The organism is Paenibacillus woosongensis (assembly GCF_030122845.1).
Classification (GTDB): Bacteria; Bacillota; Bacilli; order Paenibacillales; family Paenibacillaceae; genus Fontibacillus; species Fontibacillus woosongensis_A.
The window spans coordinates 1048722-1073927 of record NZ_CP126084.1 but is presented as its reverse complement, the minus strand read 5'-3'; the positions used below and the strand labels follow the sequence as shown (position 1 = coordinate 1073927).

Sequence of the window (25206 nt, the reverse complement as noted above, 5' to 3'; positions counted from 1 at the left end):
CTCGGCAGCTATTTTTTCTTATCCCATGCATAGCTATAAAATAGCGGCACCCTTCTTTCTTTCTCGCCTTCAGGCTAATAAAGACCGAAGGGTGCTTATGAATTCGGTGTTCGCGATATTGCCGGTAATCTGCGGCAATTTCTACACGTTTCCATATGCGCCCTGGTCCTTCTCCGCCCGCTTAAGGTTCGGGCGTGTACCGTCTTCCAACCAGTTCTGTAATCATTCTTCGCCGAGGTGCTGCGACCCGCTGACCCCTTCCCGGAGGCGTAACTATACCTGGATAGAAATTCTGCGTTCTTCTTTTAGGTTTCAATCGGTAATTCCGCTGCACCGGCGCTGCCTGATATGGCCGAGAGGGCTTGAGCGTTCCGAAGCCGGCCTGCCTTACAGGTCTTTTCAATAACTTCCGCTTCGTTAATCTCCTAAACTTCTTCAGTCTGGATTGCCGCTTCATCCGCGTTTTCTTCATACCGTAAATACGCCGATGCCTTGGCGGATTCACTTTATGCACGGGCTGCTGCTTCCCGGCATACTGCAGAGGCAGCTGCGCAGAACCCTCGGGCTGAGCTGGCTCTTCATGTTCCAATCGAGGCAAGGACGGCCACGGATCCGCCTTTTTCTCAAGCGGCGCTGCAAAGTGCGATTCAGGTAATCTCCACGGTGTCAGATTAAGATATTCTTCATACAGGGCGTAGCCTGGGGACGCTGGATCCCACCACTTTGTCTCGCCGGCAAAATGCACGATTTTATGATTGAAATCTTGATCCGGATTACTGAAGCTAAAGGTGTTAAACTCCCCGCCAAGCTGTAAATAGTTGCTGCCGAAAACGTGATTGAGTATATCCTGGTCCGGCAGGGTTGTGCTGGGATGCTGCCGGAGGAAATCCTTCATCTTGTCATACCATTCCGGGTTGTGGCGAATATTGTCCAGTCCAAATACGATAACACCCGAATTGAAGTAATTATCCGGATTTAAACCTAAGGGCAGAAGTATGTCGGTGAGTCCTGCGACGCCTGGATCTCGGGCCGCAGCCAAATAGTAACCGTTTAAATCGATATTCCACAACTCTTGAATATCCAGATTTACCAGCACATCGCAGTCCAGGTAAATAACTTTCCCGATATTGGGGAGAAAAGGCAAGAGCAGACGGTACATGCTCCCCCGGGTCCATGTATTAACCGATTGAGCTCCCTCAACAACTTCAGCCAAATCGGGAGGAAAGACGACAGAGTAGAAATTGACCGTATGATTATAATGCGAAACCAGTTGTTTAATTCTTAGTTTGTTCTCTTCGGTCAACGACTCGTCATGAAGAATATGAACGTTTACTTGTGAACCTGTATGGAGGAAAACCGATGTAAGAACGACAGCGGCATGTTCTGCATAACTTCCATCCTTATCCGTAAATGCTAAAGCCAATTCAACCATTTACATTTAACACCTCTCCCTGGTTTTTAGACAATAACGCAGTTTACGATTGCCGTACTCGTTACTCTCAGGCCTCTTGGCCCCTTCATGCTTAGTGACTATACGTAGATAGCTATTGTTCGGAACTAGGGATATCATTGTCAACCTGCAGCAGTCTGTTTATCTCCTCTTGCAGATCATTCTTCAGATCTCCACGATGCCTTGTAATAGCGAGAATAGCCTTAAGATAGCCAAGCGGATCTCCAACATCATGCCAGCGGCCATTGATCTCGCAAGTATAGACTGCTTCCTTGGTCAGGAGCCTGTTCAACGCGTCGGTGAGCTGAATTTCACCTCCTACGCCGGGTGGCTGATTTTCCAGAATATCAAAGATCGATGGCGTAAGAATATAACGCCCTACCATCGCCAGACGCGAAGGCGCCGCACCTGTCTGGGGCTTCTCGATTAATTGAGTAACATAGGCGAAAGCATCCATTAATGGCTTGGCATCTACAATCCCGTATTTGGATACTTTATCTTCGGGAACCGTCTGAACCCCCAGAATGGAAGTCTGGAATCTGTCGAAGCCTTCGATCAACTGCTTCAGTGCCGGAGGCTCTGACTCGAAGAAGGTATCTCCAAGCAGAACAGCAAAGGGCTCTCTCCCAACAAACTTTCTGCCCACATGAATCGCGTGGCCCAGCCCTTTCGGCTCGGATTGGCGGATATAATGAATGTCTGCCAGACCAGCAAACTCTCTCACCTTGCGAAGCTCTTCGAACTTTCCCTTCTGTTCCAGGAAGTATTCAAGCTCATGTGCGGAATCAAAATGATCCTCGATAACCTTCTTCCCTTTGCCGGTGACAATCAGAATCTCCTCGATTCCAGCCGCTGCCGTTTCCTCGATAATAAATTGAATCGTTGGTTTATCAATAATCGGAAGCATTTCCTTGGGGATTGCTTTGGTTACTGGAAGAAGCCGTGTTCCGAAGCCTGCTGCTGGTATGATCGCCTTACGAATCTTCAAGTGGTCCTCCTCCTTTATAGTGCAGTTGTATATAATCTCATCGTATGCCAGAAAAGCAATTGTATAGTGGACATCTATCTAATCCGGCAAAAAATAATTGAATGCCCGTCCAGCGCAACAACAAAAAGCGGTCATTTCCCGCCTTAAAATGGGAAATGACCGTCTTTGGAACTGAACTATAATTGATGTTCATAAAAGCTTCAGAACTTCCTCTATCACTTGAACCAGCCCCGCCGCATGAAGCTGAGAATCATCCAGATGCTGAGTACGCCCATTAGGGTAAGCACGCCATAATAGCCATAGTGCCATTCCAGCTCAGGCATGTTCACGAAGTTCATCCCGTAAATTCCCGCTATCAGCGTAAGCGGCATGAACACAGTCGTAATAACCGTCAGCGTCTTCATGATGCCGTTCATCCGGTTGGAATTGAGCGAAATATAGGAATCCCTCAAATCAGCCGTCATCTCACGGTTGCTGTCAATCATTTCCGACAGCTTCAGCAGATGATCATAGATGTCCGAGAAGTGCACTCTCGGCTCCTTCTCCCCCTGGATATGCTGGGAGTTCAGAACGCGGTACATCAAATCCCGCATCGGCACGATCGTGCGCCGCAGCTTGAGCAGACGGCTCCGCAGCGCAAACACTTGATTCAGCAGAACCTCCACCGATTCACGCCCCCCCAGCTTTTCCAGTTCATCCAGATCGTCCTCAATGGAATATACACACGGAAAATAATTATCCACCAGGCTGTCGATGATCATGTAAGCGGCGGCATAAGGCCCCTGGGACCAGATTTTGCGGTTACGCGTCCCGTTCAGCATGTTCTCCCACGCCTGATCTACCTCGTTTAGCGGCTTCTTGTGGTAAGACACGAGGTAGCTGCTGCCGATGAACAAATCGACCTCTACCGTGCTCAAGGTGTCCGGATTCATCGCGTGCAGAACGAGAAATTGATAATCCTCATAATAATCCAGCTTCGGCCGCTGCAGGACGTGCAGGCAATCTTCAATAGCCAGAGGATGGAATTCAAAGAAGGAAGCAAGCAGCTCTGACTCCTCTTCCGACGGTTCATTGAAATCCACCCAGCACCAAATATAGTGTCCTATGCGGACATCTTCCAGCGATAGATCCGCCTTTACTTTATGATCCCGCGTAACGCCCATAATTCGCAGCATGCTCCAGCCTCCTTGCCCGCTTCCATATTTATTCTCATAGACACCACACATATCTAAAAAAGCCAACCCTTGGCATAAATCCTAAGTGATTGGCTTTTTCGTTACAGGCTAGAACAGTATGATATATATTAATCCGGCCAGGACGGCTACAATCGGAATCGTAATCACCCAAGCGACGACGATTCGTCCGGCAACTCCCCATTTGACGGCGGAGAAGCGTTTGGCCGATCCTACGCCAAGGATCGCGGACGTGATGGCATGCGTTGTACTCACCGGCAAATGGAATAACGTGGCGCCAAAAATAACCGATGCCGCCGACAGATCGGCCGCGAACCCGTTGATAGGCTCGATTTTGAATATTTTTGTCCCCATCGTCTTGATGATCTTCCAGCCGCCGATCGAAGTGCCTAGTGCCATCGCTGTTGCTGCCGCGATCTTAACCCATAAAGGAACGTCCATATTATCCTGATAATTGGCTGTGACAAGGGCGAAGGTGATAATCCCCATCGCCTTCTGAGCGTCGTTGGTACCATGTGTGAACGCTTGAATGGCCGCCGTAATGACCTGCATCGAGCGGAACCCCTTATTGACCGTATGCGGGCTGCGCTTTGCAAACACCCATTTCAGGACCATCATCACGACATAACCGATAGCAAAAGCAATCAGCGGAGAAAATATAAGTCCTTCAATAATTGTCGTAAACCCGCTCCAGTTCAGGTTCTCGGAGCCGGCGCCGACAAATACCGCCCCGGCCAGGGCACCGATCAAAGCATGCGAAGATGAGGAAGGGATACCGAACCACCAGGTAACCAAATTCCATATAATCGCGGCGAGCAATGTTGCGACAAGGATCTCCAGACCGTTATCCAGCTTGGCTGGGTCGGCTACGCTGCCGCCGATCGTCTTCGCGACGCCCGTGAACATCATGGCTCCGACAAAGTTCATGACAGCGGCAAGCATGATCGCGGTACGCGGCTTTAACGCGCGCGTCGATACCGAGGTCGCAATCGCATTGGCAGTATCATGAAAGCCGTTGATGAAGTCGAAGGCCAGCGCCAGAAAGATGACAATCAGTATGATGATTAAACTCGTATCCATAGTCTCATTTATTGCACAGATCGTTGTATTTGTATATTATCCGCGCAATTCCAACCTCCCGGAAAATTGAATGATAAAGCGAAGTTTCTTATGAATTGCGCATGATAATGGATTCCAGCATATTGGCAACGTGCTCGCACGCATCCGTTGTCGTCTCGAGACGTTCGTAAATTTCCTTCTTCTTGATCAGAACGATCGGATCCGTTACCTTGGCGAACAGCTCGTTAATGCAAATACGCAGCAGCTCGTCCCCCTGGTTCTCGAGATCGTTCAGTCGAATCGTATGCTCGCGAATCGCAAGCAATTTTTTCTGGGATAGCAAATGTACTGCCTTTTGAATTTCGTAAGCAGAGGTACGCAGTATTTCCGCAAATTGAACAATATGCTCGTCCGGCTCGCTCAAATGATACATGAAGAAGCGGGAGGTCGTTGCCTCCAGTCCATCTATCACATCGTCGAGCGTCGTCGTCAGGTTCATGATGTCATCACGTTCAATCGGTGTAATAAACGTTTTGTTCAGTTCGACAATAATCGTGTGCGTAAAACCGTCACATTTCGACTCGAATTCCTTCATTTGCTTTGCGAATTGCTCTACATCCTTAAGCTCCGATACCTGCTGGGCGAAATAATCCGCCGAATGCACGATCGTATCCGCCATATTTTCTAACGTCTGGAAAAAGATATCCTTCTTTTTCGCTCGCATCTCTTATCCCCTTTTCTCTGCATGTGTTTCTGATACACTCGGATGACATAACCCTGAATATCTTAACACAATTAGCGACAACGTGAATACTTTTGTTACAAACATTTCACGTCTTCACATTATAATACCCCTTTGTTAGCGGTTCCTATCCCTTATATTGCATGAGGATGAAATACTTTCCTATTATTCGACTCATTCAGCTGTAAAACGACTGTCAAATCCCGGCTCATTTGGCACAACGTTAATGTATGTAATCCCAGGGTAAAATGGAATCTCCGCATTATCCTTCACAAAACGGATAATATCGCCAGACTTCCGTATCCACTGGCCGCGAATCATGTTCCCGCGCTGAAAAATAACCGCTTCTCCGCCCGTTTCCAGGTTAACAGCCAATCGTCCGACATCGTCCAGCACTTTATGGTCTGCTCCCATAATGACGACGTTGGCCGCAGTCAGCTGGGTGTCTGTATCGAGATCGTTATGCGGCGCATCGTTAATGAATCGTTTGTACAGCTTCGTACCGGAGTCATATTCATAAGTTACCCGATAATTATTAAGTTGAAATTTAACCTCGACCTGCCCGGCCGGCAATCCTTCTCCCGGGTCCTCTTCATTGCGGAATGGATAGGTCGGAACTGCCTCCTCTTGCTCGGTTGCATAACCCCGTTTAACCGCTCCCTCCAGCAGCTGCTCCAAATTGGTATACAGGTTATGAGGCGCCTTCCGCGATTTATCCCGCCAGAAATATGCACCAGCATTCGTAATTTCGTCGAGATCCTCCTTGCGCTGCTGCTGAAGTATGGCAAACGCGTCATTACTGGCTCCCGCATGGACAGTCACGGCGTGATGGCTTTCACCAAGATCAATCATATAAGGGCGTATGCTGCGCACCGGCCCGATCCGGGTTGCCTCGTCACCGCTTTGATAAATGGCGATCATCCGGGTCACCCCGCCCTCCGCCAGAACTTCATACACGATATCCGCTTGTCCCAAGCCGGATTGCGGCCTGGCGGCCGGGGCGTTATTAATCATTACTGCGAACGGCCTCCGGGTAATCGGCTCTTCTACCGGCAGACCGGTCAGCGGCGCCTTAAAGACTACGGGCGGTTCCTCTACAACCGGCTCCTCCATTTGCACAGGGATGTCCTCTATCTGGCCCCCGCCTATGACGGCAGCTTTCCCTTGCCCGCAAGCAGGTATAATAAATAAGCTAGACAACAATAAGAGCAGCAGCGCATGCTTTGATCGTTTCAATCCATTTGAGCATTTCAAAATCATATCCTCCGAGCACCATGTTTTTCCTCATATTATACGCTGATTGTCCATATGTCGAAAAGACTTTAGCCAAAGAAAAACAGTGCCGTTGTTTACGGCACTGCGCTTGAGAGTCCTGCGGATATGATTTTTCCTGTATCAGACGCCTTGCTATATCATCCAGTGCTGCCAGTCGCTCTGAACAGCTTCCAGCTGATTCAGCCACTCCTTCGTCTTCAGCAGCAATTGACTGCGATGCTCGCCAGAGGAGTAGGTGTGGTCAGCCTGAAAAATAATTTCCTTATCGCAGCGGCCTTCCGGACGCATCCAGAATACCTTCTGGAACAGGAACGCATAATCGACAGGGATTGCATCATCAGAAGTGCCGTGAACAACAAGCACGTCCCCGCTAAACTTAATCGCTTCCTGGAACGGCTGATAGGTGCCAAGCGAGTCAAAGAACACCGGACTGAATCCGTAACCGAGATAGTCGGCGACACCTTTCTCCTGCGCTTCATCGTAGACGTTCCGGCCCGTAATTTTAACGATGTCATTGAAAGGATAGCCGACAGAAGACCACAGAATAAGCTTCTTGACGCGGCGGTCGCGTACGGCGGTAAGAAGTGCGATTGCGCCTCCGAGGCTGTGCCCGATAAGAATGACCCGCGTGGGATCAATGTCCCCGCAGCTCAATCCGTAATCCAGAACCGTGCGCGTCTGGGCGATCATGGAGTCGATGCCTTCCTGTCCGTACTCTCCGCTGCTCTCTCCGCAGCCGATATAATCGAACCGGACAACTAGATTGCCCTCGGAAGCGAGCTCACGGGCCGCCTTTACGAACAAGCGGTCCACGCCAATCCGGCTGCCGACGAATCCATGGCAGATGATGATCAGCGGCACGCGGTCCTTGCAGCGCCCCTCTCTCTTAACCGTCTCGCCTGGGTAATGAATACTGGCCGTTATTTTCTCTTCTCCATGGTTAATCACGATTTGCCGTTCCATCCGCTCAAGCCTCCCTTTATGCCACGCAATATATCAATTAATCCGATAAGTTTAATATGAATTATAAACTTATCTTAGCATCTCAGGAGGCTGAGTGTCAATCGTTTCCTGAATTAATCATAATACTGCCGAAAATAATTCTGGGTCAACTCCTGGCCTTCGCTGGAGCCGCCCCCCGGTATGTCCCCGGCAAGCCATGGCTCATCGTCCTGCAACGGCTGCTCCTGAGCCGCGAATTCCTCCTCGGCATCAATCTCCGTCACTTCTTCAAGACTGCCCCTCGATTGGCTATTCAGCAAATATTTCCGAGTCAGCTCCGAGTGGAACTTTCCCATGGCTGTGCACCTCGCTTCTTGTAATCTCGGAAGAAATGCCGCTCATTTCTTCCTGCTTTATAGTGTTGGAGGGACGGCGTATTTTTATTCCAGCTCCTCCGGTGATTCTCCAGACTCACTCCGGCGACACTTCCGAGGACCCTTGCGGGAGACGTGAAATATACAGTATACTACTGGAGAAAATCGGTAATTCACATACAGAATTGGGAGATTGCATAATTAGCCAATCCGCCTGGAAGGAGAGATTCATGTACATTCACGAAATGATCAGAGAGACGAATCAATTAAGAGGGCAGATGTCCCCGGCTAATGAGGCTTATTTCGGAGAAATGGTGATGTATTTCCGCTCCGGTTCCAGTTCGCTGACGGAGGCGAAGGGTGAAGAAGTTCTTCTAGAGCTGGCCCGGCGCATTATTAAAAATCAAGAAAAGAATATTTCCGCTGCCGAATTATTCGGCGACGATCCAAGAGCTTACTGCGAGCAGCTTGCGGATGACGTCATGATGAAAAAGCCGCGAACCTTGAAGGAAAAAATCAAATATTATACGATGATTCCCTGGGTCGCTCTGACTTGGGTATTCTTTATTTACATGCTCACTGGCTTCTTCAGCAAATGGTTTGGCGGAGAACTGGAATACACCCGGATCAGCACAGCTTCGCTGCTTGTCATCGCCGTTCTCTCGATCGCGCTTGTCGAAGGGGTTACCCGGTATCTCGGCCCGGGAACGAAGCGCAAAGCAGGACAAGAGCAAGAGCAGGAGCATTCCAAGCTCCAGCCAGCGAAATTCGACCCGAAGACACTCGGGGTTTATATCGGAATTGCCGCAGCCGTGGGCGTAGTCGGCCTTGGGTTAAACTGGCTGCTGCCCGCCTTCACCGTCTCGCCTTGGGACAGCCTTATCATTTTCATGATTGGCATTATCGGCCATAAGCTGATTTTTGGCCGAAAGAGCAAGCCTTAATACCATTCTACTGGGCATAGTACACACAAAGGGGCCAAGCAGCATATCCTGCTTGGCCTTTAAGCCGCCGTTCATATCACAGACATCCATCGCGACGAGCAGCATGAAATCATTATTATCCTGACCACGGGCTACGGAACAGGAATGAACGAACAGGAAATCCATGTGCTGAACAAGGAGGACTTGTCTGAGCTATCGCTTGAAGACCCTCTTCAGGCCATTAAAGACCAGGTAACCTCTGATGTCCAGCATGAGCAGAACCAAGTCAGGGTCATCGTGACGACAGACACCGATCAGGTGGAACAAAACTACCTCGAGTCGGATGCGGTACTCTGGAATGAGGAGGTTTCGTTCGGCTCGGTCATCGGATACAGCGCTGCCGACGGCGTAATTACCGCTACTGTCCCGGGAAGCGTCTCCCCCGCAGCGTTTGCCGTAAACGCCATCCTGGAATACGGATCGGATCTCAGAGTTAGATCGATCAGCCTAGAGCCCATCGAGTAAATGCGAATGGGCTCTTCTATATTTCAACCTTCTTGCTCAATAAATAGTTGATCAGCAGCAGCATCAAGGCAAACATGGCTCCATCAAACAGCAGCTGCCCTATCTGCAGCATCGGCGCGCTCGACATGACCTGGGCGTTAATGGAATCATTGGAGGATTCTATAACACCTATGCTAAACAGCTTCGCGTCAAATCCGCCGAACAGCGCGCTCTCTACAAGGCTTAATACATATTGAATTACGAAAAATGCTATGATCCCCACCCATGTGCCGGCTTTGCCGCGCAGGCTGACGCTGGCCCCGATCGTCATCGACAAGAGGATCATTAGCATCAAATAGGTGAGCGTCCAGAAGATGGCGAAGATGAATTTAAACAATTCCAGCAGGCTGGTTACCATTATTTCCTCCGGCCACACCGGGGTCGAATGGACCAAACTAACATAAATATAATAGTGGAGCAAGGCGATTCCCGCTAACACCGCAGTAAACAGCCACCACAGCACGATGCTGGATACGGCCGTCCAGACCGGACGAACCGGCAGCAGCCTGCGGCTATAAGCCTTTATATTATTATCGAACGTCTTGGAGGCGATGATGATTAGAATGATCCCGGTCATCGTATACAACATAAAGGAGAGGACAAATATGATCGACTGCTCCCAACCCCTGACATTGCCTACGACCCCGATGACGATTTGCAGAAAAACCAGCACAGCGAGCAGCCCCAGCGACAAATTCGCATTTCGCTTCCAATCGTACTTAAGCAGCTTCAACATTACGCATACACCTCTTTGAACATGTCATCCACGCTTTTTCCATACTTCATCCGCAGCTCCTCTACTTCCTGCTGCATCACTATTTCACCCTCGCGAATAAAGATCACTTCATCAAAAATCCGTTCGATATCCCGCACGAGATGGGTAGAGATCAGCAGACTGCTGTCCTCGTTATAGAATTCCACGATCGCATCAAGAATTTTATCCCGGGCTACCGGGTCCACCCCACCGATCGGCTCATCCAGCAAGTACAGCTTGGCATTTCTAGATAAAGTTAAGGTCAGATGCAGCCGCTCGTTCATCCCTTTGGACAAGGAGGTGATTCGCTCCTTTTCATTCAGGTTCATGAAGTCGAGCATCCGGCGCGCCTTCTCTTCGTCAAAATCATGATAGAAATCCTGATAAAACCTTACTGCATCACGGACCTTCATCCAGGATTCCGTCAACGGCTGATCCGGCATAAAGGACACGTCCGATTTCGTCTTCAGACCGACGGGAGTCCCAAGAACCGCAGCCGTTCCCTGCGACGCCTGGATCAGACCGGCCGCAACTTTCATAATCGTGCTTTTGCCGCTCCCGTTCGTTCCCAAAAGGCCTACGATTTTACCAACCCCGACGGTGAATGACACCTCGTGCAATGCTTTTTTGGAACCATAGGATTTGGATACACTTTGAAATTCCAGTATATTTTCCACTATACTCGTTCCCCTTCTCATACTGATGATTCAATACTGATGATCCTGCCTAGCAATACTAACCGTTTGATCGATTTGATTCGTTTGCCCCGTCTTGAACTGCTTCAGCAACGATCGAAGCGATATCCTCACTCGAGAATCCGAGCTCCTGCATTCCATGAATGAATCGTTCCAGCAAATCTCCGGCCATTTCCTTTTTGATCCTCATAATTTTCGATTCCTCACTTGTCACGTATCTTCCTAACCCTCTTCTAGTCTCTACAATCGCTTCCCGCTCCAGCTCCTGGAACGTCCGCTGCACGGTATTCGGATTGATTTGCAGCTCCACAGCAAGCTCTCGGACCGACGGAATTTTGTCTCCCGCCTTCAGCTTGCCCGTCACAATTTCTCTTTTGATATAGTCCATGATCTGCAAATAAATCGGCAAGTTATTATCAAATTCAATACTCACAATGTGTCGTACCCCTTTCCGCCCTATCCCATGGGGCTATGCCCCTTAGGCGACATCACGCTTCTTAAACGTAACAAAGCTGGCCCCGAGAAACAAGAACATGTAAACAGCCAATACGATGAGCGAAAAAGCCATAGTCATCCCCTCAAATGGCGGCCGGCCATTTGCATATACCGACAAATCGGCATTCGTGAACAGCAGATATTTCACGAACGAATATTTGGACAGCAGGGCAACGACGAGCCCTTCCAGCATCAGCAGCGTCATACCGATGCCAATCGTCGCTCCGCTCGACCGGGTTAGCGTCCCGAACATAAACGCGGCGGTCACATAAATGGCCATGAATGCAGCGTGGTACAGAGTGGCGCTGAACAGATTGCCGAACCCGGCCATGTCTGAGAAGCCGAACATTACGCTGCCAGTGACCAGACCGACGATTAGTGCGAACAGGGTTAGCGATAATGAATACAGCAGCACGATCGCATACTTGGAAGCCAGAATTTTGCTGCGGCTTACCGAACGGATCAACAGCAGCTTGATCGTTCCGCCGCTGAACTCCTTGGAGACGACGCCCGCCGTGCAGATGATGCTAAGCATCACAAGGAATTGTCCAAGACCATTCTTCGAGATAACCGCCTGCGCAAACTGCGGAGCCGTCAGGACGCTTTGCAATCCGCCCATAAATTGCGTCATATAAGCCAAGAAAATAATGAAGGCTGCTATAATCGCATATGGCACGAAGAAGCTGCGCTTCTTGAACATTTTGAGCCATTCATTCCACACTAATTTACCAAAGCTACGCAATGTAATTTCCTCCCGTCCATTTAAGGAATTCGTCTTCCAGCGATTCCCGGCTCTCTTCCATGCGGTACAGCCCGATCCGCTCCTCGCCCAGTGCCTGTACCATGCGAGGTATATAATGTTCCCGAACGGTAACCGTGATTTCCCTGCTCTCCGGCGCTATGCCAGTGATAATAACTTCCTCCATCCGCTGCAGTCTTTCCTTAGCCCGCACGGCATCATCAACCCGGAGCTTCAGTTTGGCGTACTCTGTTTCACTTTGATGCTCTTCCAGGCTTCGCACCGTCACGAGCTCGCCCTGCTGGATGACAATGACCCGGCTGCACATCAGCTCCATCTCCGACAGCAAATGGCTGGAGACCAGAATCGCGATCCCCTCATCCCGGGCGATTTGCTTCAAATAATCCCGCATTTCCCGAATGCCTGCCGGATCCAGGCCGTTCGTCGGCTCATCCAGGATAAGGATCGAAGGCCGGTGCAGCAGCGCCTGCGCAATGCCAAGCCGCTGGCGCATGCCGAGCGAGTATGCCTTTACCCTCATATGCAGCGCCTGCTCGAGCCCGACGAGCTTCGCCACTTCCATGATCCGTTCCTCGGTAATCCCCTCCGCCATCCGCTGATACTGCTTCAAATTATCATAGCCGCTCATATGCCGGTAGAACTCCGGATTCTCAATGATCCCGCCGATATGGGCAATCGCCTCGGTGAAATTCCGGCGAATGCTCTTATCCATGACAAAAATATCGCCCTCGCTCATGGAAATTAACCCGACGATCATCCGAAGCGTCGTCGTCTTGCCCGCTCCGTTAGGACCCAGCAGCCCCACGATTTCACCTTTATGAATATCGAAGGACAATCGATTCACGAGCAGCTTGCCTCCGATTTTCTTGCTGACCTGGTTCACCGAAAGCACCGTAGGATATGTCTTTAGTTCGTGTATGCTCATAATCCCACTCCTTTGTACTAGTGTTATAGTTGAATAGTACACTAGTGATAAACTACTGTAAAGCCCCTTTTTAATTTTTAACAAAAAAATACGCCGGAGAGTTGTACCTCTCCAGCGCATAAATCGATTATTTCACCTTCATTTGATCGCGGTACTGCTTCGGGGTCATGTTTTCGAACCTTTTGAACATGCGGATAAAATAGCTCGTCGTCTGCAATCCAATTTGCTCCGAAATGGCGTCCAGGCTCAGACTGGAGCCTTCCAGCAGCTCCTTGGCCTTTTTCATGCGAAGTCGGGTGACATAATCGATGAAGGTGACACCGGCTTCCTCCTTGAATAGCACGCTGAAATAGCTTGGATTGAGATGAACCTGCTGGGCCACATCCTTGATCGTCAGCACATCGGAAATATGCTCGTCGATGTATTGAACCGCTTTGATCACATACTCGTTGCTCGTATGCAGGCTAAGCGGGTCTTGATTCTGGCTCGTCTGGCCTTGCCATCCATTTGCCGCAACCGCTTCGCTTAGCTCAAGCTGACCGAAATGCTGCTGCAGGCGCTTCCTTCGCTCTTTCGCCAGACGGGCCTTGTTTAGCGCCTTCTCGGCCATCTTGATGAGCTCGGATTGCTGCACCGGCTTCAGCAGGTAATCGATCGCTCCCAGCCGCAGGCCCTGCTGGGCGTATTCGAATTCCGCGAACCCGGTAAGCAGGACGGCTGCGATCTCGTTTTTCTCCCTTCGCAGCGCCTCCAGCAGTTCAATACCCGTCATAAGGGGCATGCGGATATCGGTGATGAGCAGATCATATTCCCGCTCCCGCAGCATGTTCAGCGCCTGCTGCCCGTTCTCCGCGGCGGCGATGTCGATCTTGCCGTCTCCCCATTGCTGCAGCGTGTAGGACACGCCCATTCTCGTGTTGTATTCGTCATCAACGACTAGGATCGCCGGTATGCTCATCTCAATCCACCTCCTCCTGAACCTGCTCGGCAGGAATCCTCACCTCAACAACGGTGCCTCCATTTTGCCGGCTTTCGATGCGAATGCCGTAATCGGGGCCGTAATGGAACTGAATCAGCTTGCTGACATTGAACATGCCAATGCCTTTGCCGCTGGACATAAACGCCACATTCATATCATTCTGCAGCCTTTCCCGAACGTCCGCCAGCTCGGCTTCACTCATGCCGACACCATTATCGGCGATGAGGAACGAGACAATCCCGTCACGCTCGCGAATCGTGAGCTCAATGATTCCTCCGCTTTCTAGCGGTTCAATGCCATGAACAATCGCATTCTCAATCAGCGGCTGAATCGTCAGCTTCGGAATTTTCAGCCCATGCACGGCCGGGTCGTCATGAATGTGGACCTGCAGCCGTTCATGCCAGCGCATCTTCATAATATAGACGTAGCGCTTGATCTGCTCCAGCTCCTCGGCCACAGTAACGAAGCCGTCCTCCCCGCTCGATTGAATACTGTAGCGGAACATATCGGCAAGCCGGATGACCATCTGGGCCAACTCGTCATCCCCTTTGCGGATATGGGCCCAGTATAGCGAATCCAGCGTATTGAACAGGAAATGCGGGTGAATTTGCGAATGCAGCGCTTTGATTTCGCTTTTGCTTTTGATCAGCTCTTTCTCATAAACCGACTTGATCAAATGGTTGATCTCCCGGACCATTTGATTATATTTCACGTTGAGCAGATTAACCTCACGATTGAAGTACGTCTCCGGATTCTCCTGCGGGTTCCCGCCTTTGCCCTTTTGCATCACCCTCGTCAGCCTTTTGATTGGCGACGTAATCAACAAAGACAGGTAATAGGAGAGGACCGCGAATACGACGATGCTGAGAACGCTGGCCCAGATGAGCACATCCTGCAGAAAATGGATTTCCTCCGTCAGAGCCGTCTTCAGAACCATAATCTCCAGCTGCCAATCGGTCGTTTTGATCTTCCGCTGCACAGTGACATACTCCGCCTTGTTGATAGCATCCCCCTCCGGGGAATCAGATGAAGCCGCAGCGCCTTCAGTTCCCGCCAGCGATATCTCGTTGCCATCGGCATCGATCAGCCGCATGATGCTTCCCCTCGCTTTTGCGACATCCCTGCTGATGAAGTCAACAAGGGAGGGCTTGATGCGAATGACCAAATATCCCCCGTTCTGGTAGTCCAGCTTCTCCACCTTGACCCGCCGGACCGCCAGCAAATCCGCCGGATTCTGGGGGTCGCGGCCTATCCAGATCATCGCGCCAACCTGGTGAGCTTCATTCGCCTCCCGTACGTATCGTTCACCGACCCGGGCAGCAATATTCTGCTCGACAATCGGGTAAAGGCTGTTCTCCTCAGAGAACAGCTCGATTTCCCGGATCGTCTCCGAATATGCTGTTTTATCGATCAGAATTTTTCGCAGCTGCATTTTCTCGTCATAGGTTGTAGTTTCGCCCCGCAGTTCATCGGCAAGCTGATCCTGGACCCGCTCATCCATTGCAAGCTGCAAAGTCAGAACATTGATTTCGCTCAGCAGCGATTCCAGCCGTCCGCTGGCCTGCTCCGCAATTTCATCGATATAGCGGGAGGCGTTCTCCTTCTGCACCTTTGACAGCAAATAATAGAGGCTGCTGACCGTTAATGACAACACGATAATCATCATGACGATGAACCCGACGAAAATCTGGCCTCGCGTCTTGTCCAAACCCATCTTGCTCAGCAGCCTCATTTTTATTGCCTCCTGACTGGTCTAAGGGGTATAGCTGAAGCGGGCAGCCTGCCCGCTTACAACTTCGGATAAATCATTACCTTGATGCTCGTTTCCTTCTCGGTGCGCGCGACTTCGACCGCTTCTTTAATATCCTTAAGCTCATATTTATGCGTAATGACCTGTTCGATATCAATATCGGATTTGCTTAGAGCCTGAATAGCCGACGGATACGTGTTGGCGTAACGGAACAATCCGTATACATCGATCTCCCCGTCGATGATCGTGTTGATATCGACCGGGATTTCCGACGCTGCCGGCATGCCGACCAGCACAACCCGCCCGCCGCGGTTGACGGCACCGAAGGCATCCGCGATGGCCCGCCCGTTACCGGACGATTCCACGACGACCGTCACACCTTGTCCGCCGGTCAGCTCTGCGAGCCGCTCCTTCAAATTTTCCTTCGAAGGATCGATGACCGCGGTAACGCCCATTTTGAGCGCGAGCTCCTGCCGGAACGGAACGACGTCCGTCGCATAAATTTCCGTGACGCCGTAAATTTTCGCAGCCTGAATCGCCAGGAGTCCGATCGGGCCGAGTCCTGTCACAAGCATCCGATCCGCCGGACTGACCTTGCCGCGAATCATCGCGTGCATGCCCACCGACAGCGGCTCCAGCAAAGCCCCCTGCTCAAAGCTCATCTCATCCGGCAGCCGGAACAGAAAGTCGCTGCGCACGGCAACGTATTCCGCCCAGGCTCCATCCACCGGAGGAGTGGCCATGAAGACGACGTCCGGGCATAAATTATAGCGCCCCGATTTGCAGTATTCGCAGCGCCCGCAAGCCACTCCCGGCTCTACGGCGACCCGGTCGCCGACGGAGACGTTCGCTACCTTCGCTCCGATCTGCACCACTTCCCCGGCCAGCTCATGGCCAAGAATGATCGGCTTTTCTACGACATAACGGCCGATCCGCCCATGCTCGTAATAATGGACATCGGAGCCGCATACCCCGATACAGTACACTTTCACCAATGCCTCATCCTCTTTAATACTTGGAACCGGCACCTGTTTGATTTCGATATCCATCGGTTTGTTCAGTACAGCTGCATCCATTACATTCGGTATATTGTTCGACATAGTCAGCTCTCCCTTAGCCTAAAATTCTGCCTATCCGGCTCTCCAATAGCAAATCCTGTTCGGATCTATTTCTCGTCTACCTTAGCTAACCGGCCACAGCTTGATATCTACTCGTCCAGCTCACGGTATGTGAAATAATCGAAATCGGCATGGAGCTGGCGGCCGCTCAAATCCTGAGCGCATATGCCGATAAAAGCTCCGGTAAAGCCCTGATCGAGGGCAATGCCGTCCTTGACCAGCTCCGCGTTCTCGTCCGAGAGCTTGGTCGCGTCCATTTCTCCGCCAATTGCGAGCCACTCTTCCCCGTCGCGGGAATAATAGAAGCGCAGCGACTCGTAGCGAATGACTGCTTTCATATAGCAGCGCTCCCAGCCTTCGATGGAGACCGGCGCCTCCAGAGGTTCGTCGTAGACGCCGCGGTCGCTCAACATAATGCCTAGGCATTTGCCCAATTGTTCATCATGGCTGATCTGTAAGTAATAATAATTTTTCGTATTGTAGTAATAGATCAGACCGGCCATCTGCTGGTAGGTGTCAGGTGCAAATTCAACGACGGTCTCCGCTTCCACGAGAAAAGACTGCTGCCGGCGCGCCACCAGACTTTGGCGGTGATGCGAATACAGCGACTCCCGGCCTCTCAGCCGCAAATAACCCGGGCGCTCCTTCAGCGACGCCCATGCTTCAGCAAGCGGCTCGCGCAGTGTGCTGAAATGGCGGCTGATCCCCCCATCGTCGAAATGCTCGGTCTCCGGCTCTGGCGCAAAAGGATGCTCCGGCAGGCTCGGCCCCGCCACCTGAACCTGCGGCTCATGATCGCCCGTCGTCAGGCGCAGCCAGCCGTCCTCCGACCATTCCACCTTCTGAATGGCCGTCTCGCGGCCGAGCGTGCAGCACATCGATGGCCGCAGCGGCCGTCCGCACAGATGCACGACATACAGCTCGCCATGCTGCGTCTCCACCAGGCTGCCATGGCCTGCCCGCTGCAGCGCCGCTTCCGGGCGATCCGCCGAGGTCAGCAGCGGACCGTTCGGGTCGGCCTCGTAAGTGCCGAGCAGCGTAGCCGAACGCGCCATCGTGATGGCATGGCCGTACCGGGTTCCGCCTTCCGCTGTCATCAGATGATAATAGCCGTTGGCCTTATAAATATGCGGACCTTCCGTCAAACCCAGCGGTGTTCCCCGGAAAATATTGTGGATCGGCCCAACCAGCCGCTGCTCCTCTTCCGAATATTGCTGAATGACGATGCCGCCGAAGTGGTTTTTCCCTTTGCGGTGATCCCAGACCATGTTAAGCACCCATTTTGTGCCGTCCTCTTCATGGTACATCGATGGATCGAAGCCGCTGCTGTTCAGGTAGACCGGCTCCGACCATGGGCCGCGGATATCCTTCGCTGTAACCAGGTAGTTATGCGTATCCTTGAACGGCCCCATATGGCTTTTGACATCGGTATATATTAAATAATATGTTCCATCATGATAGCTTAGGCAAGGCGCCCATACTCCGCCGGAGTCGGGATTCCCCATCATATCAAGCTGGCTCGTCCGGCTCAGCGGATGACCGATGAGCTGCCAATTTTTTAAATCCCGGGAATGATGGATCTGGACCCCCGGGAACCATTCAAACGTTGAAGTCGCGATATAGTAATCATCGCCGACCCGAATGATCGATGGATCCGGGTTAAATCCTCTCAAAATCGGATTGATAATTTCAGACACCACATTTTCCTCCACTTCGTTCTAGTTGTCTGCATCCCTGCAGCTTTCACGGTACAACTTCTTCTTGGAAATCTATAAGTTGAACGTTTGAGATGGATGTGGGCAAGTACGAAAAATGTTGTGCCTACGATCGCTGTTTCTCCCAGATTTCTTGAATGATATGGATTCATAAGAGGGAGAAAACAGGGGCTCAAAGGCGACCCCGAGCGGATGCTCCCGAGGCAGCCTCAAAGCGGTCACAAGCTTATGCGCCCAGAGCAGCTTTCTTTCAGGAAGCTTTCACTCTTCGGAACCATTTTTCTCCCCTGCCTGCATCCATTCTTTAGTTCAACTTATAGTTTCGCCGCCCTTACTTAATCTTCGCCAATTCTTCCTTCACATCATTGCTGCTCTGGCCGACGATGGCGCCCATCAGATCCAGGAATTGATCAGCCCGTCTCGCATCAAGCGTCTGGTCGTAGTAGCCGAAGAAGCCTTCCAGATTGTCACTGATCGACTTATCGTATTCATAAGCGAGCGGATGCATCTTGGAATCGTCGAGGCCAGGATTTTTCATCGGGCTGATGTTAGCGCCTTCGTAAATTTCCTTTCTCTGCTCCGGGCTGGACAGGAAACGAATCGCGGTATAAGCCGCGTCCTGATCCGCCTTGGACGAGATCGCCATGCCTACGCCGAAGCCGCCTTGATACACGTTGATGCTGCCTTGGCCGCCATCGACCGCAGGGAACGGCACGAAACCTACCTTCTCCGCAAACTCATCGTTCAAAAACGCTTCCATCGCCCATTCTCCCTGCAAATACATCGCCGCACGTTCGTTAACGAACAGCGATTCCGCAGCGGCATAATCAAGTCCCAGGAATCCGTTTACAAATCCCTTTCTGTCAATGGCCAGCTCTCTTAGCATCTCCCCGGCTTGTACGAAGCTGTCCTGCGTGAAATCGGCTTCCCCGTTTTTGGCCTTCTCGAACGGCTCCGTTCCACCGACCCGCTGAGCCAGATAAGAGAACCAGTGCAGCATCGGCCAGCGTTCCTTGCCGGCGATCGTAATCGGCGTAATATCCTTCGCGTTCAACTGATCTACCACACTTAAAAGTTCATCATACGTCGCAGGCGGAGTCAAGCCATTCTCAGCGAATATCTCTTTATTATACCAGAGCGATACGCCGCTGAATAAGACAGGAATGGCATAGGTCTTATCTTCATAGGTGAACGTATCAAGTCCGCCCGGCAGCACGTTATCTTTAAACTCCGCGTCCTGGGCCAGCTTGTCCGTAATATCGCCCAGCATATTGGTGGACACCAGCGTATCGAACGTTTCCCCGCTCCAGTACGTAATGATGTCCGGCAGCTGATTGCCCGCAATCGCCACCTTCATTTTCGTTTTCAACGCCTCGTCCTCAAAAAATTCCGCCGTCAAATGAATATCCGGATGCGTATCATTGAATTCCTTGATCGACTTCTCGATCGTGTCCCGGCTGCGCGTCTCCATGCTCCACATTGTCAATTCCTTAACGCCTGCCTGTTTCTTGCTCTCCCCTTGGTTGGAGCATGCCGTAACGGTAAGCAACACGGCAAGCATCACTACTGCGAATGCCTTCTTCATTGGTGTTCCCCCTCGATTTGTCATGTTTATTATAAACCCCAGCCTGTCCCTGCACCTAGCCCTTGACGGAGCCAGCCACAACCCCTTTGTGAACGTACTTTTGCAGGAACATGTACAGCATAAGGATCGGGGCTGTAGTTATAACTAATGCCGCGCTGATCAGTGAATAGTCTGCGCTAAAGTTGCCTTTGAACATCATCAGTCCGATCGGCAGCGTTTTCAAAGATTCCTTGGAAATCATTACTAACGGAAAGACGAAATCATTCATAATGTTGAAAAAAGAAACGATCGTCACCGTAGCCAGCACTGGCTTGGCTAAAGGAAAGTATACGCGGAAGAAGCTCTGGTAAATGCCGCAGCCGTCCACGGTTGCCGCCTCCTCGATCTCCCTTGGCACCTCCCGGAAAAATCCATAGGACAGAAATACCGCCACCGGCAGGTTAAATGCAATGTATGGAAAAAATAGCGCCCAAAACGTATCGTAAGTGCCGATCCGGTTCGAGATCATGAACAGCGGAATCAGCGTGCTGTGCACAGGAATGAGCATGCCTAGAAAGAACATTCCCAGCAGCAGGCCGGAGCCTTTGAAAGGACGGGCCGCAAAATAAAATCCGATCAAGGTCGCCACGATCAGCAGACCGATCACAGAGAACAGCGTAATGTACAAGCTGTTGAACAAATAGCCGCCGATTCCTTCGCTCCAGGCTTTGGCGAAATTGTCGAACCGCCATTCCGACGGCAATCCCCACGGATTCGCGAAATACTCCTTGTTGCTCTTAAAGGATGAGATGACCATCCAAACAAACGGATATCCCGTAAACACCAGGTGAGTCAGCAGGATAGCGTACAACAGGGATTTCACAGCGATTTTCCGGCCAAAAAAGCGTCGTTCGCTGCTCACTCCCGTAGTTTTCGGCTGTTGACGATGTGCTGCCGCATGTGCTCTAAGCAAGATGACCCTCTCCTTTCTTTAGGATGATGAAATTCATTCATAAGCATCTTCAGCCAACGTTTCAGCTTCCTCCGCCTATGTTTTTTATTGGAATTTAGCGCTGCCCTTGTTTAGCAATTTGAAAATGATCAACGCCAGGAACAGCCCGAACAGCAGCAGGAAGGTCGATATGGCGCTTCCATACCCATAATCCATCAGCTTGAAGGCGTTCTTCATCATGTAGCTGGCAATGACCTCGCTGGAGTTGTTAGGTCCGCCGCCCGTCATAATATAGATGAGGTCAAAATACTTCAGCGAGTTGATGACACAGTTCAGCACCGTGAACGTAATCGTTCCCCAAATGAGCGGAATCTGAATGTTGAATACGATTCTCCATTCACTGGCCCCTTCAACCCGCGCGGCCTCAAGCACTTCGTCGGATATGTTCTGCAGCGCCGCGAAATATACGACAACATAGAAGCCGATAAACTGCCAGGCAACGACCGCAATAACCGAAGCCAGCGCCGTCCCCGTCTCTCCAAGCCAGGCATGTGTCCAGCTCTGCAGGCCAAGCTTGATCAGCAGGTTGTTCAGCAGGCCGAAGTTTGGATCATAAATTTGCGCCCACAGGATGCCCAGCACCGCGGTCGACAGCATCACGGGCGTAAAATAGATCGTTTTCATAAAATTGGAGCCTCTGAGTTTGTAGCCGAGCAGAATCGCCAGAAACAGCCCGACCGGCAGTTGGATCAGCAATGCCCCCAACGTGAGGTACAGCGAATTTTTTAACGAAATCCATAACACTGGATCCTGAAACAACCGCGTATAATTGTCCATTCCGGTAAAAATCATGGCCGATATCGCATCCCATTGAAACAAGCTGTAATACATGCTCATCCCGATAGGAACAATGATAATCGCAGCAAAAATCAACAGCGCAGGCCCCATAAAAAAGGCTCCGCTCGTCAGCCGCTTCAAGCCCGTCTCTCTCATTGCAGCTCTCCCCTTTCTCATCGCAATTGTCCTGCTTTCGTTCAAGAACCGTTCCCTAGATCACTGGCGAAGAGTTCATCGCATCTGTCGTGTACAGCTGCCCGGCTCCTCTCGTGAACCGCATCGCGCGACGCTCCCACCATGAGGGTGTTGGCTGCACAGCTTTCGCGCGCTACGACCCTCCAACTGGTGGTGTTGCGCCGCATTGCCTTAAAGCCCTCCGCCCAGCGGTGGGGTTGCGCTGCATGCCTGCCAAACCTGGGGAACTTTCAGCGCGGCGTTGAGCTATATAGCCTTTCGAACCCCGGGAACCTCCGGAGCACGGTGCTTGACATCTCATAACAGCGCTAAGCCACCCACACACACGCAATCTGTATACGCTTACAGGAACAATTGTAGCAATTGTTCCATCGCTTGTTATGGCACGACGATTAGTTAAAATAGGACATCGATTGGGTTCTTCTCTCGCTCAGCTTGTAGATTGCTGCGCTGTCATTGAGCGTTCCGTTGAGTGCAGCCGCATGGATAGGAACAAGTACAGGGGTAAGGCCGCATGGATAGGAACAAGTACAGGGGTAAGTAAGTATAGTGCAAATATAGGGGCGAGACCTTATGGACACCATAGACGCTATCTGTGACAAAACTGCTCATAACCGTACCTAACGGACACAGAAGACCCTATTCGCTAAAAATCACCGGCCAAAGCAACCTTTCTGGCTGTATAAGGTCTCTCAGGTCCGTTAGCCTGTGTTTGTACTCGATTTTGCGACAATAGCGGCTCCTCGGTCCGTTAGCAACTTGCTGACAACCCAAAAAAGCAGCCCATCCAGCTCAATGAACTGTAACCTATTTCATAAATCCGGTCACAATTCACTTTGGCCGCTGTAGGCTGCCTTTAATTTGCAACAACTTTTTAAACTCAAACAGGCTGCTGAGTGCCGTAGTCTAATCGACAATTGCCGGTTTATCCGGGTTTCTCAGAAATTGGAACATCATCTTGATCTGCTCCTCTGTGTTTCTTTGGAGGGATAGCTTCGGAAGCTGAGTTTCCTCAAAAAAGGCTACGCCGCTCGTCTCAAGCCCCTCTGCGGCTTCACCGCCGACAATTTCGCATTGAATGAAAAATTTATAGACGTGATACGGCTCTGGCGGGTGACCATGGAATTTTTTATCCAGAACAGCGAGCAAACGAACCGGTACCGCTTCGTAGCCGGACTCTTCCTTGATTTCCTTCACCGCCACTTCAGTAGGAGACAGCCCGATATCCCCCCAGCCTCCAGGCAATGCCCAGTCGCCGTCATGCTTCTCCTGTACGAGCAATATTTGGTTATCCTTGAACACAACGCCGCGAATATCCACCTTGGGCGTTGCATATCCGCGCTCATTGGCGAATGACAGCTCAATAATCTCCCGGTCCACCTTGGTATAGCTGTTCATAATGTCTATGCTGATTTCCCGAAGAGCCTCATAACGTTCCACATCGTAGACATCCTTCGTATAGGCAAGCCCGGTCTGAGCAAGCGCCTGAATTTGCTTCGCCCATTCCAGCCATTTTGGATCCATGCCCATCTGCACCGACCTCCGTTCTACAACCAGATTATTCCGCCAATTCAAATTCATATCTCAAAATAAACTCGAAATCAAACTCAAGCTCAAATTCAAGCTCAAATTCAAGCTCAAATTCAAGCTCAAATCAACAAATTAAACAAATTCAAATCCCGGTTCAGCTCCGTATAGGTAATCCCCTTTGCTTTCATGCGGCCGATCAAGGCTTCATAATCCGCCGGGTCGCTCAGCTCGATGCCCACTAATGCCGGCCCGTTCTCCTTATTATGCTTCTTCGTATACTCGAACCGGGTAATGTCATCGTTTGGCCCCAGCACGTCCTGCAGAAATTCACGCAGCGCTCCGGCACGCTGAGGGAAGTTCACCATGAAATAATGCTTCAATCCTTCATAAATAAGCGAGCGCTCCTTCATTTCCTGCATGCGGTCGATATCATTATTGCCGCCGCTGATGACGCAGACGACCGTTTTGCCGCGGATTTCGTCCTTATACATATCCAGCGCGGACACCGACAGCGCTCCGGCAGGCTCCACTACGATCGCACTATCATTGTATAAATCGAGAATCGTTGTGCAGGCTTTGCCTTCCGGCACCTTAACGATATCGTCCAGCAGCTCGGCGCAAATGTGATAGTTCAAATCACCGACCCGCTTCACGGCTGCACCGTCTACGAACTTATCAATCGTCTCTAGCGTTACCACCTGCTCCTGCTTGAACGATTCGCTCATGGAGGCAGCCCCCAGCGGCTCAACCCCGATTAATTTCGTCTCCGGGCTCATCGCCTTGATATACGAGCCGACCCCCGAAGCCAATCCGCCGCCGCCAATCGTTACGAACACATAGTCCGCGGGCGTATCCAGGTTCTCCAGAATCTCCATGCCGATCGTTCCGTTACCCGCCACAATCTTCGCATCGTCGAACGGATGAATGAACGTCATGCCGCGGTCCTGGCACGCCTTCATCGCTTCCTCATAAGCGTCGTCATACGTATCTCCAGTTAAAATAACTTCCACATGCGAGCCGCCAAACCGTTTAACCTGCTTCACCTTCTGATTTGGCGTCGTGCTCGGCATATAGATGGCGCCTGGAATTCCCAGCGCATTACAGGAGAAGGCTACGCCTTGCGCATGGTTGCCTGCGCTTGAACAGACGATGCCCTTCTCCAGCTCCTCTGGACTTAGGCTGCGAATTTTATTGTAGGCTCCGCGAATTTTGAAAGAACGGACGACCTGAAGATCCTCCCGCTTCAAAAACACCCGGCAGCCGTATTTCGCCGACAATGTCGCATCCAGCTGCAGCGGCGTGCGCACGACGACTTCCTTAAGCACATGATGGGCCCGAACGATCTCTTCCATGCCTACCGTACGTTGTTCAGTTTCTTGCTCCGTTTGATTCATTCTTTTCTCCCCGCTTCTTATAAACAAAATTAA

Annotated in this window: 24 protein-coding genes; 2 read left to right on the top strand and 22 right to left on the bottom strand. The window is 51.1% G+C overall.

Annotation, left to right across the window (positions count from 1 at the left end; genetic code table 11):
* Window positions 1-181: 181 nt before the first annotated feature.
* The 8 genes from QNH46_RS04725 to QNH46_RS04690 form a co-directional block, all read right to left on the bottom strand.
* Window positions 182-1432: a glycosyltransferase family 8 protein gene (locus QNH46_RS04725; RefSeq protein ID WP_283927134.1), complete on the bottom strand. Its 1251-nt coding sequence runs from the start codon at window positions 1430-1432 to the stop codon at window positions 182-184.
* A 112-nt stretch (window positions 1433-1544) separates the two neighbouring features.
* Window positions 1545-2438, bottom strand: coding sequence for a UTP--glucose-1-phosphate uridylyltransferase GalU (galU, locus tag QNH46_RS04720; RefSeq protein ID WP_213594246.1), 894 nt, complete (start codon window positions 2436-2438; stop codon window positions 1545-1547).
* A gap of 215 nt (window positions 2439-2653) precedes the next feature.
* Window positions 2654-3613 (bottom strand): magnesium/cobalt transporter CorA, encoded by a 960-nt coding sequence (corA, locus tag QNH46_RS04715; protein ID WP_213594244.1) that lies wholly within the window; start codon window positions 3611-3613, stop codon window positions 2654-2656.
* A 108-nt stretch (window positions 3614-3721) separates the two neighbouring features.
* The gene (locus QNH46_RS04710) at window positions 3722-4711 is read right to left on the bottom strand and encodes an inorganic phosphate transporter (protein ID WP_213594242.1); all 990 of its coding nucleotides are present in this window, start codon (window positions 4709-4711) and stop codon (window positions 3722-3724) included.
* Between the two features lie 88 nt (window positions 4712-4799).
* On the bottom strand, window positions 4800-5414 hold the full coding sequence (locus tag QNH46_RS04705; RefSeq protein ID WP_213594240.1) for a DUF47 domain-containing protein: 615 nt from the start codon (window positions 5412-5414) through the stop codon (window positions 4800-4802).
* Between the two features lie 192 nt (window positions 5415-5606).
* Window positions 5607-6668 carry a DUF3048 domain-containing protein gene (locus tag QNH46_RS04700; protein WP_283927133.1) on the bottom strand — a complete coding sequence of 354 codons (1062 nt, stop codon included), beginning with the start codon at window positions 6666-6668 and terminating at the stop codon, window positions 5607-5609.
* A 171-nt stretch (window positions 6669-6839) separates the two neighbouring features.
* Window positions 6840-7670, bottom strand: a complete 831-nt coding sequence (locus QNH46_RS04695; protein ID WP_283927132.1) for an alpha/beta hydrolase — start codon at window positions 7668-7670, stop codon at window positions 6840-6842.
* 113 nt (window positions 7671-7783) lie between these two features.
* Complete coding sequence (locus QNH46_RS04690; RefSeq protein WP_213594234.1) at window positions 7784-8005, bottom strand: hypothetical protein; 222 nt, start codon at window positions 8003-8005, stop codon at window positions 7784-7786.
* Window positions 8006-8253: 248 nt separating this feature from the next.
* On the opposite strand from QNH46_RS04690, the gene QNH46_RS04685 reads away from it, so the two are divergent.
* On the top strand, window positions 8254-8967 hold the full coding sequence (locus tag QNH46_RS04685) for a hypothetical protein (RefSeq protein ID WP_283927131.1): 714 nt from the start codon (window positions 8254-8256) through the stop codon (window positions 8965-8967).
* Between the two features lie 144 nt (window positions 8968-9111).
* Window positions 9112-9471 (top strand): hypothetical protein, encoded by a 360-nt coding sequence (locus tag QNH46_RS04680; protein ID WP_283927130.1) that lies wholly within the window; start codon window positions 9112-9114, stop codon window positions 9469-9471.
* A 16-nt stretch (window positions 9472-9487) separates the two neighbouring features.
* Here the strand turns inward: QNH46_RS04680 and QNH46_RS04675 are convergent, their stop codons facing one another.
* The 14 genes from QNH46_RS04675 to ilvA all read right to left on the bottom strand — a co-directional run bounded on the left by QNH46_RS04675 (window position 9488) and on the right by ilvA (window position 25173).
* Complete coding sequence (locus QNH46_RS04675) at window positions 9488-10246, bottom strand: hypothetical protein (protein WP_283927129.1); 759 nt, start codon at window positions 10244-10246, stop codon at window positions 9488-9490.
* Window positions 10246-10941: an ABC transporter ATP-binding protein gene (locus QNH46_RS04670; RefSeq protein WP_283927128.1), complete on the bottom strand. Its 696-nt coding sequence runs from the start codon at window positions 10939-10941 to the stop codon at window positions 10246-10248. The genes QNH46_RS04675 and QNH46_RS04670 overlap by 1 nt, the downstream gene beginning before the upstream one ends.
* Window positions 10942-10999: 58 nt before the next feature.
* Complete coding sequence (locus QNH46_RS04665; RefSeq protein WP_283927127.1) at window positions 11000-11392, bottom strand: GntR family transcriptional regulator; 393 nt, start codon at window positions 11390-11392, stop codon at window positions 11000-11002.
* A 45-nt stretch (window positions 11393-11437) separates the two neighbouring features.
* A complete protein-coding gene (locus QNH46_RS04660; RefSeq protein WP_283927126.1) occupies window positions 11438-12196 on the bottom strand; it encodes an ABC transporter permease in 759 nt (252 codons plus the stop codon).
* Window positions 12189-13139, bottom strand: a complete 951-nt coding sequence (locus tag QNH46_RS04655; RefSeq protein ID WP_283927125.1) for an ABC transporter ATP-binding protein — start codon at window positions 13137-13139, stop codon at window positions 12189-12191. Before QNH46_RS04655 ends, QNH46_RS04660 begins: the two co-directional genes overlap by 8 nt.
* A gap of 127 nt (window positions 13140-13266) precedes the next feature.
* Window positions 13267-14097: a response regulator transcription factor gene (locus QNH46_RS04650; RefSeq protein WP_283927124.1), complete on the bottom strand. Its 831-nt coding sequence runs from the start codon at window positions 14095-14097 to the stop codon at window positions 13267-13269.
* Between the two features lies 1 nt (window position 14098).
* On the bottom strand, window positions 14099-15850 hold the full coding sequence (locus tag QNH46_RS04645) for a cache domain-containing sensor histidine kinase (protein WP_283927123.1): 1752 nt from the start codon (window positions 15848-15850) through the stop codon (window positions 14099-14101).
* 56 nt (window positions 15851-15906) lie between these two features.
* On the bottom strand, window positions 15907-16968 hold the full coding sequence (locus QNH46_RS04640; RefSeq protein ID WP_213594209.1) for an NAD(P)-dependent alcohol dehydrogenase: 1062 nt from the start codon (window positions 16966-16968) through the stop codon (window positions 15907-15909).
* A gap of 107 nt (window positions 16969-17075) precedes the next feature.
* The gene (locus QNH46_RS04635) at window positions 17076-18683 is read right to left on the bottom strand and encodes a glycoside hydrolase family 43 protein (RefSeq protein ID WP_283927122.1); all 1608 of its coding nucleotides are present in this window, start codon (window positions 18681-18683) and stop codon (window positions 17076-17078) included.
* A 349-nt stretch (window positions 18684-19032) separates the two neighbouring features.
* Complete coding sequence (locus QNH46_RS04630; RefSeq protein ID WP_283927121.1) at window positions 19033-20286, bottom strand: ABC transporter substrate-binding protein; 1254 nt, start codon at window positions 20284-20286, stop codon at window positions 19033-19035.
* Between the two features lie 55 nt (window positions 20287-20341).
* Complete coding sequence (locus QNH46_RS04625; RefSeq protein ID WP_283927120.1) at window positions 20342-21238, bottom strand: carbohydrate ABC transporter permease; 897 nt, start codon at window positions 21236-21238, stop codon at window positions 20342-20344.
* Between the two features lie 84 nt (window positions 21239-21322).
* Window positions 21323-22231, bottom strand: coding sequence for a carbohydrate ABC transporter permease (locus QNH46_RS04620; RefSeq protein ID WP_283927119.1), 909 nt, complete (start codon window positions 22229-22231; stop codon window positions 21323-21325).
* A gap of 924 nt (window positions 22232-23155) precedes the next feature.
* Complete coding sequence (locus QNH46_RS04615) at window positions 23156-23773, bottom strand: NUDIX hydrolase (RefSeq protein WP_283928352.1); 618 nt, start codon at window positions 23771-23773, stop codon at window positions 23156-23158.
* A 125-nt stretch (window positions 23774-23898) separates the two neighbouring features.
* Window positions 23899-25173: a threonine ammonia-lyase IlvA gene (gene ilvA, locus QNH46_RS04610; RefSeq protein WP_283927118.1), complete on the bottom strand. Its 1275-nt coding sequence runs from the start codon at window positions 25171-25173 to the stop codon at window positions 23899-23901.
* Between the last annotated feature and the right edge of the window lie 33 nt (window positions 25174-25206).